Source organism: Denitratisoma sp. DHT3, assembly GCF_007833355.1.
Taxonomy (GTDB): domain Bacteria; phylum Pseudomonadota; class Gammaproteobacteria; order Burkholderiales; family Rhodocyclaceae; genus Denitratisoma.
This window is the reverse complement of the sequence record NZ_CP020914.1, coordinates 2,076,857-2,092,415: the sequence shown is the minus strand read 5'-3', so window position 1 is coordinate 2,092,415 and position 15,559 is coordinate 2,076,857. Positions and strand designations below refer to the sequence as shown.

The 15,559-nt window shown below is 66.4% G+C and carries 18 protein-coding genes; 2 read left to right on the top strand and 16 right to left on the bottom strand.

Going from position 1 to position 15,559, the window contains the following annotated elements:
* Window positions 1-3: 3 nt before the first annotated feature.
* Genes B9N43_RS09685 through B9N43_RS09665 form a run of 5 tightly spaced genes read right to left on the bottom strand, consistent with a single transcriptional unit; the run spans window position 4 to window position 3,084 of the window.
* Entirely contained in the window at window positions 4-537 is a 534-nt protein-coding gene (locus tag B9N43_RS09685; protein WP_145842015.1) for an integrating conjugative element protein, read from the bottom strand.
* A complete protein-coding gene (locus tag B9N43_RS09680; RefSeq protein ID WP_145842014.1) occupies window positions 534-1,154 on the bottom strand; it encodes a lytic transglycosylase domain-containing protein in 621 nt (206 codons plus the stop codon). Before B9N43_RS09680 ends, B9N43_RS09685 begins: the two co-directional genes overlap by 4 nt.
* Window positions 1,139-1,858 (bottom strand): TIGR03759 family integrating conjugative element protein, encoded by a 720-nt coding sequence (locus B9N43_RS09675; RefSeq protein WP_062798475.1) that lies wholly within the window; start codon window positions 1,856-1,858, stop codon window positions 1,139-1,141. Before B9N43_RS09675 ends, B9N43_RS09680 begins: the two co-directional genes overlap by 16 nt.
* 9 nt (window positions 1,859-1,867) lie before the next feature.
* Window positions 1,868-2,515 (bottom strand): hypothetical protein, encoded by a 648-nt coding sequence (locus tag B9N43_RS09670; RefSeq protein WP_062798477.1) that lies wholly within the window; start codon window positions 2,513-2,515, stop codon window positions 1,868-1,870.
* Window positions 2,512-3,084, bottom strand: a complete 573-nt coding sequence (locus B9N43_RS09665; RefSeq protein ID WP_145842013.1) for a PilL N-terminal domain-containing protein — start codon at window positions 3,082-3,084, stop codon at window positions 2,512-2,514. Before B9N43_RS09665 ends, B9N43_RS09670 begins: the two co-directional genes overlap by 4 nt.
* 219 nt (window positions 3,085-3,303) lie before the next feature.
* Here B9N43_RS09665 and B9N43_RS09660 point away from each other — a divergent pair, with 219 nt between their 5' ends.
* The gene (locus B9N43_RS09660; protein WP_012584753.1) at window positions 3,304-4,119 is read left to right on the top strand and encodes a type IV toxin-antitoxin system AbiEi family antitoxin; all 816 of its coding nucleotides are present in this window, start codon (window positions 3,304-3,306) and stop codon (window positions 4,117-4,119) included.
* Entirely contained in the window at window positions 4,116-4,901 is a 786-nt protein-coding gene (locus B9N43_RS09655; RefSeq protein WP_145842012.1) for a nucleotidyl transferase AbiEii/AbiGii toxin family protein, read from the top strand. The genes B9N43_RS09660 and B9N43_RS09655 overlap by 4 nt, the downstream gene beginning before the upstream one ends.
* Window positions 4,902-5,036: 135 nt before the next feature.
* Here B9N43_RS09655 and istB read toward each other — a convergent pair whose 3' ends face one another.
* The 11 genes from istB to B9N43_RS09600 all read right to left on the bottom strand — a co-directional run bounded on the left by istB (window position 5,037) and on the right by B9N43_RS09600 (window position 15,517).
* Window positions 5,037-5,834: an IS21-like element helper ATPase IstB gene (gene istB / locus B9N43_RS09650; protein WP_145842011.1), complete on the bottom strand. Its 798-nt coding sequence runs from the start codon at window positions 5,832-5,834 to the stop codon at window positions 5,037-5,039.
* On the bottom strand, window positions 5,827-7,317 hold the full coding sequence (istA, locus tag B9N43_RS09645; RefSeq protein ID WP_145843515.1) for an IS21 family transposase: 1,491 nt from the start codon (window positions 7,315-7,317) through the stop codon (window positions 5,827-5,829). The genes istB and istA overlap by 8 nt, the downstream gene beginning before the upstream one ends.
* Before the next feature lie 255 nt (window positions 7,318-7,572).
* Window positions 7,573-9,843, bottom strand: coding sequence for a helicase-related protein (locus B9N43_RS09640; protein WP_186453764.1), 2,271 nt, complete (start codon window positions 9,841-9,843; stop codon window positions 7,573-7,575).
* 110 nt (window positions 9,844-9,953) lie between these two features.
* A complete protein-coding gene (locus B9N43_RS09635; RefSeq protein ID WP_012584757.1) occupies window positions 9,954-10,259 on the bottom strand; it encodes a hypothetical protein in 306 nt (101 codons plus the stop codon).
* A 101-nt stretch (window positions 10,260-10,360) separates the two neighbouring features.
* Window positions 10,361-11,470, bottom strand: a complete 1,110-nt coding sequence (locus B9N43_RS09630) for a DUF6094 domain-containing protein (protein WP_145842009.1) — start codon at window positions 11,468-11,470, stop codon at window positions 10,361-10,363.
* A gap of 65 nt (window positions 11,471-11,535) precedes the next feature.
* The gene (locus tag B9N43_RS09625) at window positions 11,536-12,186 is read right to left on the bottom strand and encodes a hypothetical protein (RefSeq protein ID WP_012584759.1); all 651 of its coding nucleotides are present in this window, start codon (window positions 12,184-12,186) and stop codon (window positions 11,536-11,538) included.
* A gap of 84 nt (window positions 12,187-12,270) precedes the next feature.
* Window positions 12,271-12,636, bottom strand: a complete 366-nt coding sequence (locus B9N43_RS09620; RefSeq protein WP_012584760.1) for a hypothetical protein — start codon at window positions 12,634-12,636, stop codon at window positions 12,271-12,273.
* 89 nt (window positions 12,637-12,725) lie between these two features.
* Window positions 12,726-13,337 carry a DUF3275 family protein gene (locus B9N43_RS09615; RefSeq protein WP_012584761.1) on the bottom strand — a complete coding sequence of 204 codons (612 nt, stop codon included), beginning with the start codon at window positions 13,335-13,337 and terminating at the stop codon, window positions 12,726-12,728.
* 54 nt (window positions 13,338-13,391) lie between these two features.
* Window positions 13,392-13,946, bottom strand: a complete 555-nt coding sequence (locus B9N43_RS09610; protein WP_012584762.1) for an STY4534 family ICE replication protein — start codon at window positions 13,944-13,946, stop codon at window positions 13,392-13,394.
* A gap of 342 nt (window positions 13,947-14,288) precedes the next feature.
* Complete coding sequence (locus B9N43_RS09605; RefSeq protein WP_145842008.1) at window positions 14,289-14,654, bottom strand: DUF3085 domain-containing protein; 366 nt, start codon at window positions 14,652-14,654, stop codon at window positions 14,289-14,291.
* Between the two features lie 65 nt (window positions 14,655-14,719).
* On the bottom strand, window positions 14,720-15,517 hold the full coding sequence (locus B9N43_RS09600; protein WP_012584764.1) for a hypothetical protein: 798 nt from the start codon (window positions 15,515-15,517) through the stop codon (window positions 14,720-14,722).
* Window positions 15,518-15,559 lie beyond the last annotated feature (42 nt).

The following is a 15,559-nucleotide window of genomic DNA, read 5'->3' as shown; positions in this document are numbered from 1 at the left end:
CACCTACTGCTCGACACCGGTGGCCGTGATGAGCACCGGGTAGTGGCGCAGGCCCAGGCGCTGGGCCAGGTCGTCGCCGGAGGCCGGCGAGAGGGTCAGGCCGGGAGCCAGCCTGCGCAGCGCCGTCAGCGCGGCCATCGAGTCCACGTTGACCACCAGGCCCACGGCCTGCAGCTCTCGCAGCGCCGCCTGCCGCTGCCGCAGCCAGGCACGCGACCGCTCGTCATCGCCGATCAGGAACAGCGCCGTCAGGCCCGGCGCCCGGATGACGCGGCGCTGCACCTCGCCCGGCGACAGTTGCGTCGAGCGCACCGGCAGCATGGCGGCTTCGGCGTCGGCCGCGTTGCCCACGCGAGGGGCCGGCATCGGGGCCGGCGGTGTGGCCTGATCCGGCTGAGGATTCAGCGACTGGTAGTACGGCAGCGCGGAGTCGCCGCCACGGTCTTCGACGACGATCAGCGGCGCGGAGGCGGTCTGGGCGAAGACGGAAGTCGTGGACAGCAGCCCGATGGTGGCGATGAGAACGATGTGGTTCATGGCGTGGTGGCCTGGAGGGTTGGAACGGGAACGCCGGGGTCGAGCACGCGGGTCAGGTGCCGATGCACACTGCGCCGGTAGCGCGCCGCGGGTGCCCCGCCGGCGGGCCGGTGATAGCGGCCGATGGCAAGCAGCCAGTCCTCACCCGGCGTGTGCTGTTCGTGCAGGATTTCCGCTGCGATGGCGAGGTTGCGGTACGGGTCCAGCAGTTCGCAGGGCTGCGTGTAGCGATGCGTGTGGTAGCCGAGATTGACTTGGCCAAGGCCGGCGTCGATGCGATTGGCCGGCGTGTGGGCGAGCGCACGGTGCAGCCCCGCGCAGGCCTCGGCGCGGGTGGCATAGCGCTGTGGCGTGCCGGCGACGTTGAGCGTCCACGGCCAGGGGATCAGGCGCCCGCGCAGCATGGCGCCGCTCTCCTGCAAGGCCACCGCGTACAGCACCGCCGCCGGCACGTCTGCACGATGCGCCGCCAGTTGATAGGCCGGCGGCGGGACTTCCCGCGCCAGGGCGGCCAACGCCCAGCCGCCGGTGGCGAGCAGCAGCACGGCGCTGGCGCAGCGGATGGTGACGCGGGATGGCCGACGCTCCCGGCCCGGAGTACCTATTGCCGCTGCCATTGGCCGTTCACCTCGCGCACCACGGCCGGCAGCTCGCCGGGCAGGCCGAGCGACAGCCAGCGCCCCGCATCGTGGTTGAGCGTGATGGCGCGGGCGCGCACCCGGGCCGGGTCGATGCCCGCCTGGGTGGCCCACTGCCGGATGCGCGCGTCGTCCTGACGGCTGCCGACCATGTAGAGATCGAAGGCCGTACCGGCCGCCTGCAACTGCTGCACGCGCTGCGCGCACGGTGCGCAGTCGGCCTTGACGAAGACCGCCAGGCGCCCGGAGCCGGTGTTGCCGGCACCCTGCGCCTTGGCGCCGGGCAGGCTCACGCGCGGCTGGCCGGGAAACAGGCGCTGCCACGCCGCGTCGTAGGCGCGCTGGTAGGCCAGCGTCTTGCCGACGCGCCGGGCCTCGGCCTGCACCTGCAACTCTGCGTAGCGCCTGCGCTCCTCCTCGCTACGTGCCTCGATGCCCAGCGCCGTGAGCGGATCGAGCTGGGGCGAATAGACCCCGAGCGGCCCCTGCATCAGTTGCCGGTAACGCGCCCACTCCTCGGGCTGAAGCCCCCATTCCCGTGCCTGCCTCTCGTCGAGCGCGGCATCGGCGCCCGGCTGCACCTGGGCGAGCACCATGCGCGAGTTCGTCACCGGGGCCGGCTGGGCGGATGCGCCGAAAGCGGCGAACAGAACGACGGCAGCGAGCAACGGCCGCAGGTTCATGGCGACCTCCTACGGCACCGCAACGCGCTGCGTCTGGCCGTTCACCTGGAACACGCCCGCCTGCGCCTCGATGGACTGCAGTTGCCAGCCGCCCTCGGCATCGCCCTCGCGCAGCAGCCGGGCGCCCGCGAGCGAGGCCGCGGCGGTGGAGGTGATCGACAGAAAGCGCTCGCCTCCCCGCAGCTCCACGCCGAGCACACGGAACGGCGGCTCCGGCACCTTGGGCTTCGTCACAACCGGAGCGCGCGGGCGAGCGGCGGATGCCACCTGCCGGGTCTTCTCCAGGCGGGTCTCGATTCCGTTCACGCGCGCCTGCAGCGTCTGCAGGTCGACGGCCATGGCCCTCGCCTCGTCGGCCTCTTCGAGGCGCGTCATCCGTTCGTCCAGCGCCTGCCGCGCGTTGGCGAATTCGGCCTGACTGATCGGCGCCGGCCGGCGCTTGTCCGAATCGGCCCGTTGTTCGAGATCGGCCACGCGCAGGCCCAGCGCATTGAGCTGCGCATCCTGTGCGCTGCTCTGGGCTTGTTCGGCGAGCCGCGACAGGCCGACGCTGTTGATGAGTGCCACGGCACTGATGAGGACCAGCCAGAAGGCCGCGGCGACCTTGAGCCAGCGCGTGCGGGTATCGCGCTCGGATGGCGCTTGGGGAAAGGTCATGGCTGCGTCTCCTCGGGCCGGTCGGCGTCCGGCACGGGCGTGGCGGTGCCGGGCGGGTTGGCGGAAAGGAAGGTGGGAGCACCGTGCCGGCTGAAGCAGACCTGGCGGGTCAAGTCATCGACCGACAGCTCCCAGGCGGGGCCGGCAAGGGTCAGCAAGGCATCGCGCAGCATCAGCGGGCCCAGGCGCAGGTGTGCGGCAGGCAGCGGCAGCGCGTAGAGCGTGGTGGCTTCGGCCGCATCGCAAAGCCGGTAGCCGGAGCGCAGGAGCACATGGCGCATGGCATCGCCCACGCTGGCATCGAGCATGGGCGGAATCGAGACCTCCACCGCCTGCTGCAAGAGATCACGCTGCGCAGGTTCCGGCACCAGCTCGACCAGGGTGTAGCGTCCGTAGCGGGCCACGGGGATCAGCGTGGGTGCTATGGCATCGGGCGGTACCCTGACCGCCTCTTCCACGAGTGGCGGGCTCGGCGGCGCCGCGGTGGTGGCACATCCGGAGGCCAGGACGCAGACCGCCAGCAAGCCGGGCGCGACCGGGCGGCGAAGGAAACGGTTGGACAGTCGCATGTGACGGCTCCCTGGAACGTGGAACCGTCACCATCGCCGCGGCAGGTATTCGCATCAGCAAACAAAGGGAACCGCGATTCAACCGACTTCCTGGAGGGCGGATGGTCAGGTGCGGCCTCCCTGGGGATTCAGGGAAGCGGCTGGCGAAGCCGGGTGAGCAATTTGTTCGCGTTAAGTCACGAATAATGATATGTTGCGCGAAACGCTTGAGGAAACTCCATGGCCGCCCCCAGCCCCTTGTCTGCCGTACTCGACGCGGCCGAACGTTCCGGCAAGCTGAACCTGCGCACAGAGGACATTCGCGCAGAGCTGCCTGGCGTCAGCCCAGCAGCACTGCACCAGGCACTGCATCGGCAGCAGCGGCGTGGCCGGCTCGTCCGCCTGTCCCGCGGCTCGGATCACTGGCTCATCGTGCCCCTGCAGCACGCCGCCTCCGGTGCCCCACCCCCGGAAGCCTGGCTGGACCGCTACATGAGCAAGACGCTGGGTGTTCCCTATTACGTCACGCTGCTGAGTGCCGCCGAAACCTATGGAGCGTCGCCTTACGCGGTGATGGTGACGCAGGTGATGGTGCCCGAACGTCGGCGTCCCATCACGGTCGGTCGCCACGAGGTGGTGTTTCACACCCGCGCACGGATCGAAGACATGCCGACCCGCTGGCACGAGACGCCGGACGGGCGCTTCAAGGTCGGTACACCGGAACTGACTGCGCTGGAACTGGTAGAGCGCGTGGCCCTGGTCGGCGGCATGGCCCGAGTTCGAGAGGTACTGCGGGAGTTGTGGGTGTCCTGCACGCCGCAGGGGTTGATCGAGGCGCTGAATGCCCTGCAGGAAGTCCCGACCGCACAACGTCTCGGGGCCTTGCTTGCCCTGGAGGACCAGGGCGCCCTCGGGTCGCGGGTCGCCGAATGGTTGCGCGACAAGGCGCTGCGTCTCATCCCCCTGGAGCGAGGACAAGCGCCGGATACATCGTCTGAAGTCGATACCACTTTCAAGGTGCGACTGACCTTTGATGCCAGGAGCGCCAATACATGATCCAGCATGCCCACCTGACGGCCTGGCAGAGCCATGCGCCGTGGCCCAAGCGCAGTCAGATCGAGCAGGATCTGCGGCTATCCCGTGGTGTGGCGGCCATCTTCGCCGATCCTGTCCTGGGCGAACATTTGGCGATGCGCGGTGGCACGGTCCTACACAAGGCGCACCTGGCACCGGCCGCACGCTATTCGGAAGACATCGATCTGGTGCTCGTCAAGGCGATGGATACGGAAACGCTGGATCAACATCTGCGCCGCGTGCTGACGCCGGTGCTGGGACAGCCGGCCGACTCGCTGATCGCCGACGCCTGGCTGGCGATTCGCAACGTACTGCGGCCGTCGAAGATTCTGCGCACCGCCTATCGATTCGTACCAGTGGGCCTGCGGCGCGAGGAAACCATCAAGGTCGAGGTCAACCTCAACGAAAGCGCGTCGCTGTACCCGCTGGTTGGCGTCGAACTGGACACGCTGGACGAAGAAGGCGAGCGCATTCGTGCCGTCGTGCGCTCCTACGACATCAATGAAATGTTGGGCACCAAGACGCGGGCGTTGATGCAGCGCGAGCAGGGACGCGATCTCTTCGATCTTTTTCATGCCTGGCAACTCAGTGAGGCGGGTACCACCCCCTATCCGGTGGACGGCGCCATGGCGATGGAAGCCTTCGCCTGGTATCTGGACAAGGAAGGAACTCGAATGGACTGCGACGAAGCCAATGCACTGCTTGATGCCAGGCTGCGTAAGGCTGTCCGCGCGCGTCTAAAACTACCCAGCGGTGCGCGTTGAATTTTACCCAGGCACTTTAGCTGCTCGTCATGGAGCAGCCGATGTTCAGTGTAGTCGAGTTGCTGACCGCGAGTGTGCGCAGAGAAGCCCGCGAAGGGCGTAGCCCGAAGCGGGCTTCTCTGCGCGGGCGCCGGGTCAGAACGGTTCGTCCTCGGTGAGGGGGCCGCGCTTGGATTGCTCACGGTCCTTGATCCGCGACCGCGCGCTGGCCGAGCTCTGACGGAAACGATAGGACTCGTTGCCCGTCTCGACGATGTGGCAGTGATGGGTCAGCCGGTCGAGCAGTGCCGTCGTCATCTTCGCGTCGCCGAACACGCTCGCCCATTCGCCGAAGCTCAGGTTGGTCGTGATCATCACGCTGGTGTGCTCGTAAAGCTTCGAGAGCAGGTGAAACAGCAGCGCTCCGCCGCTCTGGCTGAACGGTAGGTAGCCCAGTTCATCGAGAATCACCAGGTCCATGCGCAGCAGCGAGAAGGCGAGCTTGCCGGCTTTGCCGGCCGCCTTCTCCTGCTCAAGCAGATTGACCAGATCAACGGTCGAGTAAAAGCGCACCCGCTTGCCGTGCTGGGTGATCCCGGAGACGCCCAGCGCCGTGGCCAGGTGCGACTTGCCGGTGCCGGTGCCACCGATGAAGACGACGTTGTGGGCCTGCGCAGTGAAGTCGAGCGTGGCGAGTTCCTGGATCAGTGCCCGCTCCACCTTCGACTGCTCGAAGTCGAACCCGGCCAAGTCCCGGTGCACCGGGAAGCGGGCTGCCTGCAGTTGATAGCGGATCGAGCGCAGGTGACGGTCGGTATGCTCGGCCTCGAGCAGGTGCTCGAGCAGCCAACCCGAACTCTGACACCCGAGCTCACTCGTGGACACCAGCTCCGCCCAGGCATCGGCCATCCCGTACAGGCGCAGGGCTTTCAGTTCGGCAAGCACATCACGCATGGCTCACCTCCGCACGCAGCCGGTCGTAACGCTGCGGGTCTGCCAACGGTGTTTCGCTCAGGGTCAGTACCGTGTCGACGGTCGGCGTGGCAGGAGCTGACTTCAGGCGGTTGAGCACGTTCTCGATGTGCTCGGGGCTGGGACGGCCCGCCTCGAGCGCCAACTCCACCGCCACGATCACCGCCCCCAGGCCATGCTGAGGCACGGCGGCGAGCACTTTCGCCATGACCCGATCTCCGCCTTCGCGCTTGAGCAGCAGTGCGCGCAGCGTCTGCAGTGGCGCGGGCATGTCGGCGAAGGGTGCGCCGTTCCTGAGCGCACCGGGTTTGCGCTCGATCAGCGGCAGATAGTGCTGCCAGTCGTAGCGCGCTTCGTTGCGCGTGAAGCTGCGCACGTGACGGGCCACGACGGTGTCGTGCGCGACGAGCTCGATCTGCTCGGGATACACCCGGATGCCGACCATCTGCCCCACCAACTCGCACGGCGCTGAATAGCGGCAGCGCTCGAACGTGACCAGGCAGGTGCTCGACACCTTGCCGAGGGTCTCCACGTAGCCGTCGAAGGGCGTGATCATCGGCATGAGACTTGGCTGCTCCTGCTCGAGCATCTCCGCCAGGCTGAGGTCGTACTCCGGATGCTTGAGCTGCTGCCACAGGCTGCGACACTTCGCCAGCAACCACAGGTTCAGCTCGGTGAAGGAACCAAAGCGCGTCTCGGCCGCCTCCTGCCAGATCCGCCGCCGGCTATCCTGCACGTTCTTCTCGACGACGCCTTTCTCCCAACCGCTGGCGACATTGCAGAAGTCCGGTTCGAACAGGTAGTGCGAGGCCATCGCCGCAAAGCGTGTATTGACCACCCGCGCCTTGCCTTTCTTCACCCGGTCGACGGCGGTCTTCATGTTGTCGTAGATCCCGCGCCGGGCCACGCCACCGAGCGCGGCAAACGCCCGCGCGTGCGCATCGAACAGCATCTCGTGGCTCTGCGTCGGATACGCCTGCACGACAAAGGCACGGCTGTAGCACAGCTTCAGGTGCGCCACGAGCACCTTGCGCCACACCCCACCGATGACCAGATGCTCCTCGCTCCAGTCGAACTGGTGCGCCTCTCCCGGCTCGAACTGCAGCGGAACAAAGGCCTTCGCGACCGATGCACCGCCTTCGGCCTTCCAGCGCCGAATGAACTCAGTGACGCGGCTGTAATCGCCGTCAAACCCCTCCGCCTGCAACTGCGCAAACAGCTTCAGCGCCGTGCGTCGGTCCCGTTGCGGTCGCCGTGCATCGGTCTCCAACATCTTGACCAGCTGCGCCGCGTACGGCGCGATCTTGGTGTCGCCGACCTTGCGTCGGTATTTCGGCTCAACACCTTCGGGCGCCTTCAGCCATTTGCGGATCGTCTTGCGCGTCAGCCCCGTGCGACGCTCGATCTCCGAAAGCGCGAGCCCTTCCCGGTAGTACAACCGTCTGACTTTCCCCAGCAGATTCATGGTGATCATCTCCTCTGTTCCCCGCTCCTCGACGGAAGCGGCGGAGGTTAATCACCTGGGTACTTTTCAGCGCGCAGACCCCGCGAAATCTGGGTAGTTTTCAGTGCGCGTCAACAGCCGAGCAAGAGACGCCCTCGTGGCATCAGCCTGAACGACCGCGGTGGGTCGATTGGAGTCCCTCATTCCCGGCTCCAATCGCAAGTTGAACGAGTAAAAAACAGCGGCCCCCGAAGGGGCCGCGAAAGCTCGTCGAACTCAGCGCACCAACTGCCGTGCCAACGCCACCTCCACCGAATCGCCATCCTGGTTCAAGACATCGAGCCCGGATTCAGGAACGTCGCCCGAGGTGGATTGCGACACCATGATCTTCCGGGCCATCAACCCCAGGCAGGTCATCTGCGAGGAGTTGGCGTAGCCGAGGTAGATCACGCGCACCGGCTGCTTCTGGCCGATGCGCCATGAGCGCCGGGCGGCCTGCTGCAACGAATACACGTTGTAGCCGGACTGGAGGAACACGATGGTCGGGAACTCCAGCAAGTCCAGGCCGGTTTTCACCAGCTCGGGATTGGTGATGAGCACGTCGATGCCACGGTCCAACTGCTCGGCGATCCAGTCCTCGCGGCGGGAGGCATCCACGCTCGCGCGCAGCACCGCCACCTTGAAGCCTTCCTGCTCCAGCAGCACCTTCAAACGCGACGTGGTGTCGCGGGTGCCGGTGTAGACCGAATAGACCAGGGTCTTGCGACCTTCTGCCTTCTCCTGCTTGCAGATCTCGATCAGCTCGCGTTCCTTGGGCATCACCTCCAGCCCGTTGAACTGAGCCGGAACGAACGCCAAGGTGTTGCGCGTGCGCGGATGCACCACCGTTTCCGACCGGAAGCAGCAGTCCGGCCAGGCCAGCAGCACGTTGAGGACTACACCGAGCAGCGTCGTGTCGCGCTTCGCCAGGGCCTGCTTCAGCTCCTGGGTCAGGCGACCCGCCAGATCGCGGTAGGCCGCGGCCTGCGCCGTGTCCATCGCGACTTCGCGGAACTCCTCGTCGTAGGGCGGCAGCACATTGCCGCCGATGTCCTTCAACTTGAGGAAGACCGTGAACGGCAGAACGCAACGCAGCACGCCCTTCGGACCGAAACCCGGCGCCTTGACCGTGCGCACCGATACCTTGGTGCCTTTGGCCGTCTTGTGCGCCGTGCCGGTGCTCTCGGAGTAGATGTCCTTCAAGACACCGTGATCGCGCATGAACGCCATCGCGGCCGAGGTCATGCTGCCGCTCTTCGTCGGCCGGTAGCCGTCTTCGATCATCCGCCCCGGCAGGGCGCGGAACAGCAGGTGGAACAGGTCGTCGCCGTAGCCGCCCATCAGTGTGCCGGTGAGCAGCAGCGTCTTGCGCGCCTTGGCCGCCAACACCCCCATGGCCTGGCCCTGGGCGGAGCCGCCGTTCTTGTACTCGTGCGCCTCGTCGGCGATGAGCAGGTCGAACGTACCTTGGGGAAGCTGCCTCTTGATGAACTCGGACGGCTGGTAGCCGCCCTCGCCGAAGCCGAACTCCATGTTGGCCATCGCGCGTTCCATCCGATGGGCTTGCCGGTCCGAGAAGACCAGCTCGCCGTTGCCATCCATCAGGTTGATGAACTCGTGGATGTTGTCCCCGAGCATCGACGCGAGGAAGGCGTCACCGAACTTCTGCATCAGCTTCTGCGCGGTGACTTCCCCGATGGTTGGAATACGCTTCAGTGCCTTGAGCACGCTCGAGGACTGGTCGCTGGCGGACAGACCTCTGGGACGGATCAGCGTCCACAGCGGTGAGGTGCAGTGGCTGCATTTGCGGCGAGACTCTTCCGCTTCCAGATCGATGGTGTTGACAGGCTCGCCGTCCAGGTCGGTGATGACATGCCCGCAAGCCGGGCAGGCCCCCACGTCGCCGTGAGGCGTGCGCCGCCGAACGAAGACAGGCTTCCAGTGGAACCCCATCCGCATCCGCACACGGCCCAGGACGAAGAACTCCTGGCCCTGCGCCGGCACGCCCAACTGCTCGCGCAGCTTCAACAGCTTGACCAGTGTGTCCGGGCCGTTGAGCACCCAGACCTTGGCGCCGGCCACCGTCTCCTGGATCTCGCGCCGCCACTTGTAGACCAGGTGGGGTGGCGAGAGCACCAGGGTGCGGCGGTAGCCTTCGGCGTTGAGCACGGCGGCGGTGGCAATACCCACCGTCGTCTTGCCGCAGCCCATCTCGCCGTTGACGATCGCGGCGCGTTCGCCGCGGTCGACCAGCAGCTCGGTGACGGCGTGGACCACATCGGCTTGCGCCGGGAACAGCTTGCGCTTGAGCGCGGCGAGGATCAGTTGCCGATGCACCCGCACCTGGCCGGTGTAGACCGGAGGATTGGCGCGGTTGAGCGAGTCGAGAAGCTCGTCGCCGAACTCCGATACGAAGTCCTGCAGGCTGAGCGTGAGGGGTGAAGCGGCCGTTTCGAGCAGGTCGCCCTGCACAGCGGTTTCGGGAACGGTTTCGAGATCGAGGGACATGGTGATGCTCCAAGGCAATGGGGCATGCACCTCCCCCACGGGGCGGTGACATGCCCCTGGGTGGGAAGAAAGAAGCGGCAAAGAAACGTGTAGGTGCCGCTGGATGCGGATCAGTATTCGCTGGGCAACAGCAGTGTGGTGACGCTGCGATCCCATTCGGTGATGATCCAGAGCTTCAGGTCGCGCGTGACCTGGTAGGACGAGAACAGACGATCCTCGCCGGATTGCAGCGCGGCGTCGTTCTGCCGCCGATCGCTGTCGCTCAGGTCGCCCCAGTCGCCATGAAGATGGCGGCTCAGGTACGGCGTGGGGTTGAGCCGGCCCTGTCGGACCAGCTCGTCGACGCCGGCGGTCATGACCAACTGCCCGGGCGAAAAGCGTGCTTGTGACGCGAGGTTGAGGACTGCGAGTGCCATGGTGGTATCTCCTTCTGGAAGAAGGGGCCACGGCACCCCATCGGGGCAACGTGACCCCGGTGGGTGGATGAAAGCGACGGCGAACCGTCAGGGAACAGCGATCAGCGGATGGTCAGCACTTCGCCCCACGTGGGCGAGCCCAGCGTCAAATCCCATGCGCGAATGACCGGCACGAACTTGTCGGTGAGGATGCGCGTCTCGGCCACGGAGCCGTCGTCGCGCTCGGTGTATTCCGTCTGGAGGGTCTTCTCCTTGTGGGTATCACCTTTGACGACCAGCACGCGCCCGCTCTTGGACGTCACCACGCCGGAGATCGCGCCTGCGGCCAAGGCCAGGGCGAGATGCCAGTGCGACAAGGCCCGCGCGGGCGGACGCAGCGATTGCTGCGCGGCGCCCAGGTGCGTATCGAGCGCCGGCCAGAGTCCTTGTAGCCGGCCGACTTCATCGGCGAACTGCTCGGGCTCCATCGTCACGCGATAGAAGTGCTCCGGCTCGGCCGGGCTGGCAGGTAGGGTGTACGGCAGGAACGGCCATTCGAGCGGCAGCTCCTCGGCTTCGGCGTCGCCCTGTCCGATCTGCAGCAGCAGTCCACGCAGGGCCTTGGCCGACTCCGACGCCTGGTCGCGCTGGCGAACCCGGCGGCCGAAGATCACTACCTGCTTGAACTGCGTTTCCACCGCACGGTAGATGCGCAGGTCGGCGAAGTGGCGCGTCAGCCATCCGACCAGCTCGGCGTCGAGCACGTAGGACGGCACGATGAAGATCAGCACGCCACCGTACTGCAGCAGCGGCAGCGCGCGCTGATAGAACAGCTTTTCCAGCCGCGCACGGCCCTGGCCCTGATAGCCGATGTTGCCGTTCACGTCCTTGCTCAGATCGCCATACGGCGGGTTCAGCCACAGCAGCCCGAAGGACTGGCGCGAGATCAGCGTGTCCATCAGGTCACCGTGGATGCAGCGATCGACCAGTTGCCGTGCGTGGCGGGCACGCTCGGCGTCGTACTCGACGGCGAAGGCCTGGACCTGCTCGCGCCCGAGGGCGTGGGCAGCTTCGGCGATCGCCACGCCTTCGCCGGCGCAGGGATCGAGGATGGACATGGAGCCGGGAGACGGCGCCAGTGCGGACAAGGCCCGCTCCAGCGTCGGCTCGTCGGTGGGGAAGTAGCCGTTACGGATGAAATTGCGCGCCAGGCGCGGAAACATGAGAGCCATGGATTTCTCCTGGTGATGGATGAGGGAAGGCGGGCACGCGCGGCGCGCATGCCCGTGGGGATGGCTCACGCCACACGCCGAAGCGGTGCGTTCGCGGCCAGTTCGTACTGCGTGGCGCCGAGGGTGCCGTTGCGGATCAGCTCGCCCAGCGCCTTCGTCAGCGCCGGGACATCGAGGGCCAGCCGATGGCCTTCCAGCGGCCCGAGGGCCAAGGGAAGACCGGTCAGCATCCGTCGTGTCTGCAACAGCTCCAGCACGGTGTCGCGCCAGTGGTCGAGCAGTGGCAGCGGGCAGGTGTCCTGCACCAGCGTCCACAGCCGGTCGAGCCGGTGAGCGGAATCCCTGGGCAGAAGCGCCAGCGCGCTGGCGTTGGCCTTGTCTGGCTTCACGCAGCGACGATCGAACAGCCACACATTCGTCAGCGAACCGAACAGCGTTCGCCGATAGGCGCGGGTGATGCGCCTTTCCAGGTTCTCGACGTTGCCGATGAAGACCGGGATGGATGCGCCCTGCTCGGTGATGACATGGAACTGGTCCAGCCCCTGTTCATCCCGGCCGAGGGTCAGGCGGGCGAGGAACTCCTGAACGGCGGTGTCGCGCGCCCAGATCGAGAGAAAGACGAGATTGCCCTGCTCGTCACCGACGCAACCGTCGGCCATGAGGTCGGGGCATTCGTCGATGCGGTACAGCGGTTTCGCGGAAGAAGGTGCAGGCATGGTGATGTCCTCTTGGAAATGAAGGAGCAACCACAGCCCACGGGGCCGTGCTCGCCCCGGTTGGGTGAAGGAAGATGCGTGCCGCTAGACAGCGCGTCCCGCGTGGAAGCGGTGAACCCGCTCGCGCCACTCGGGGCTTTGCACCGGCGCCATGTCGAGATAGCGCAGCGGGCACGAGTAGTAGTACGGATGCACGGACTCATCGAGGGACTTGTAGCCCCAATCGCCGCCCGAGCTTTCCAGCAGATGGCAGCCGATGTAGCAGATGGACTCACCGGCCGCGAAGCCCATGACGCCCGCCTGCCTGGCGGTGACGCGAACCACGGTCCACAGAACGTCGCCGTCCAGCGTGTGGTCGATGACTTCGCAGCAAGCGCGTTCGGACGCCTGCGGAGCGAGCAGCTCGCGGATCATCTGACCGCGCGTCTGACGAACGAAGGTCCAGCCCATGAGGGTCTCCTTGAAGAAAAGGCCGGAGCCCTCCCCGTCGGGGGAGAACCCCGGCGGGTGGCGGTATGCCGCGCAAGGCGGCGGATGGATCAGGCAGCTTTGAGGTGCCAGTCCTGGGACAGCGGAGCGAACTCGTAGCCCAGCTTGTCGAGGCGGTCGCGCTGCTGACGCAGCACACGACGATCCACGGTCGCATCGAGCTTCACGGTCTCGCCCAGGGGCCACAAGGAAGCGAACAGCGCCGCGTCGTCTGCCTCGGCCGAGGCCGCAGCGGACACGGGAGCCGGTTCGCTGCCGAACGGCGTGGTATCGACCAGGGGATCGCGCGGACTGCGCGGCTTCGCCTTCGGCTTGGCCGGGGGCGATGCCTGCACGGGCGCCTGCGCCTCCTCGTCGATCGGATCGACTTCCTGCGGACTCAGCCGGCGGGCTTCGTCGCGGCTCAGGGCGTCGATGTTGGACAGCGTCATCCCGCCCAGATGGGCGCGGATCTCGATGACCAGGCGGCCGTTGGCGTTGTACGTGGAGGGGCGAATCTCGACGATGACGAAATCACCGTCGTACTTGCCCTCGCGATACTGATCGAGTTCGGCGTTCTTCACGACGAACTCGCCGATCGAGGTCGCCAGGCGGCCGACGTTGAAGTCGCCGTTCCTGCCGTGGATGGTCTTGATGGCCAACTGGCCGGGGATGGTGATCATGAAAGTCTCCTGCTGACGAAGAGCGGACAAGGCCCCGGGAATGCACCTTGCGGATCAGAACGACTCGGCAACAGCCCATGCAGGGACGTCGGCAGCGTCGACGTCGGCAGTTTCGGTGACGGGCTCGGATGACGCCGGCGCCGGACCTTGCTGCGCGGCGGGTACGTCGGATGCCAGAGTGACCTCCGGATCCCGGTCGTCGGTCTCGGTCGGCTTGGGTTCGGCCTTGTAGACGAGCCTGCCGTCGACCTTGATCCAACTGACGAACAGCAGGCGGGCCTTGAGGCTCACACCCTGCTCGCCGGCACGCTTGCCCTTGGAGTAGGTGAAGGTGTCGGTCCACAGGTCGCCCAGGCGGAAGCCGATCATCACCTTCTTCTCGGCGTCGACCGCCTGAATGCAGCGGCGCACCAGGTGCTGCGCTTCCGAACCCGATACGCGCGTGTCGAAGCGCACATACGAGACGTCATCGCTGAGACCGTTCAGGGCCGCGATGTCGCAGGCCAGGAACGCATCGCCTTTCTTGGGCTTCACTTCGCGGATGCGATTGAGATACCCGAGGCCGGTGATGTGCAGATCGAAGTAGGATTTTTCGGTGGAAGTGGTCATGGTGAATCTCCTGGGAACAAAGAGGCGGAGACACACCCGACCCAGGCGGGGAAGGTGTGGAACCCCCGCGTGGGTTGATGAAACAGCTTGGAGGCATCGCCATCGAGAACCGATGGCCGTTCGCGCATGGATGCCGGTGCGAACTGGGGTGATCAACGCGGTCGGAACCGCGTCGCAGCCTTGAAGATCGTGGCTGCCTGGGCATGTCGCTGACGGACGTCAGCGGAACATGGCCGGAAGCGTGGCGCCGGGACGGCGCGCAGGCGAGCGGCAATCGGCACTCGCGGCTGTCCGCATTGCCGGGAAGAAAGAGCCCCCGGAGCGGGGGCCAGGGATGGGCGGTCAGTTACCGCTGGGCGTGGGAGGAACCGCCTGCAGCGACAGGTGTGTCGCGGTGGCGGACACGTCCAGGTCGTCCTCGCTCAGCAGGATGCGCGCAAACACGCCCTCCTGCGGATCGAAGAACTCGCCGAAGTCGTCGCCACCGAACTCGGCACACGCCAGTTCCCACCAGTCGTCGAAGGCATCGACATCCGGGTTGCAACCGGCGGCATAGGCGATGGTCTTCTGGCGACCATCGGGTCGGCGCTCGCCGCACTCGGCCAGGAAGTACACGCCCTGATCCTTGACCAGGATGACGCGGCATTGATTCGCCACCGCTTCGGCGAGCACGGGCCGCAGCTCCGTGCCTTTGAATCGAACAGTCATGGGTGTGATCTCCAGGGGGTAGGAAGAGAGGCTTCCCGCCGCGAGGGCGGGAAGCTGCTGAGAGGTCAGTGCCGGACAGCCTTGCGACTCGACAGGCACTGCACGCGGATGCGCCTCCAGCTCCCGTCGTCGATCAGCCGTTCCAGCGTCTCGCCGAGGGTGTCGAAGAACACCTCATCGACCCGTTCAATCAGCTCGCCGTCGCGGCGCAGCTCCACCGCGTAGAGGTCGAGGCCACGCTCATACAGCACGGTGACGCAACCCTGGAACTTCATCGTGGCGACGGTGAAGCCGATGGCCGGCGGCGTGCGGATGATGTCGGCGGGCAGCGGATCGACCCAGGTGATGTCCCGCGCACCGGCATCCACCAGCATGTGGGTGATGCGCCGGAAGCCGTCGGGAGCGGGCAACTGCTCCAGTTGGTCGATCAGTTCCTGCAGCTCGGGGCAGCGCGGCTCGGGGATCGGCAGCTTCGCCGGTGCGGAACCGAGCACGAACCGCTTCACCGTGTAGGGCTGGCCGTCGGCGGTGAACTCGGTCTGCTCCTCGGGCGTGTCCGCCCGCTGACCGTCGAAGCGGCGTCTGACATAGGGTTCGACCTGCACCTTGGCGCCCTCGTCGGGCACTTCGGTCACGAGGGTGCGATCGAGCACCGCGAACTCGGCCCGTGCCGTCTTGACGACGATGGCCTCGTCGGTGGTGGCGATGACCTTGCCCTCGAAAGGCTTCGGGTCGATGTGAAAGCCCAGCGTCGAAACCTTGGGCTGGCCGTCGAAGATGTTGAACTTGAATGTGCGGATGTTGGAAGGCACGTGGCCGCGAACGAGCGTCGGCATCTGTGCGCGGATGGCTTGGGTATCCATGGATGGACTCCTTGTGGAAACCAAGGGACGTCCGCCCTGCAA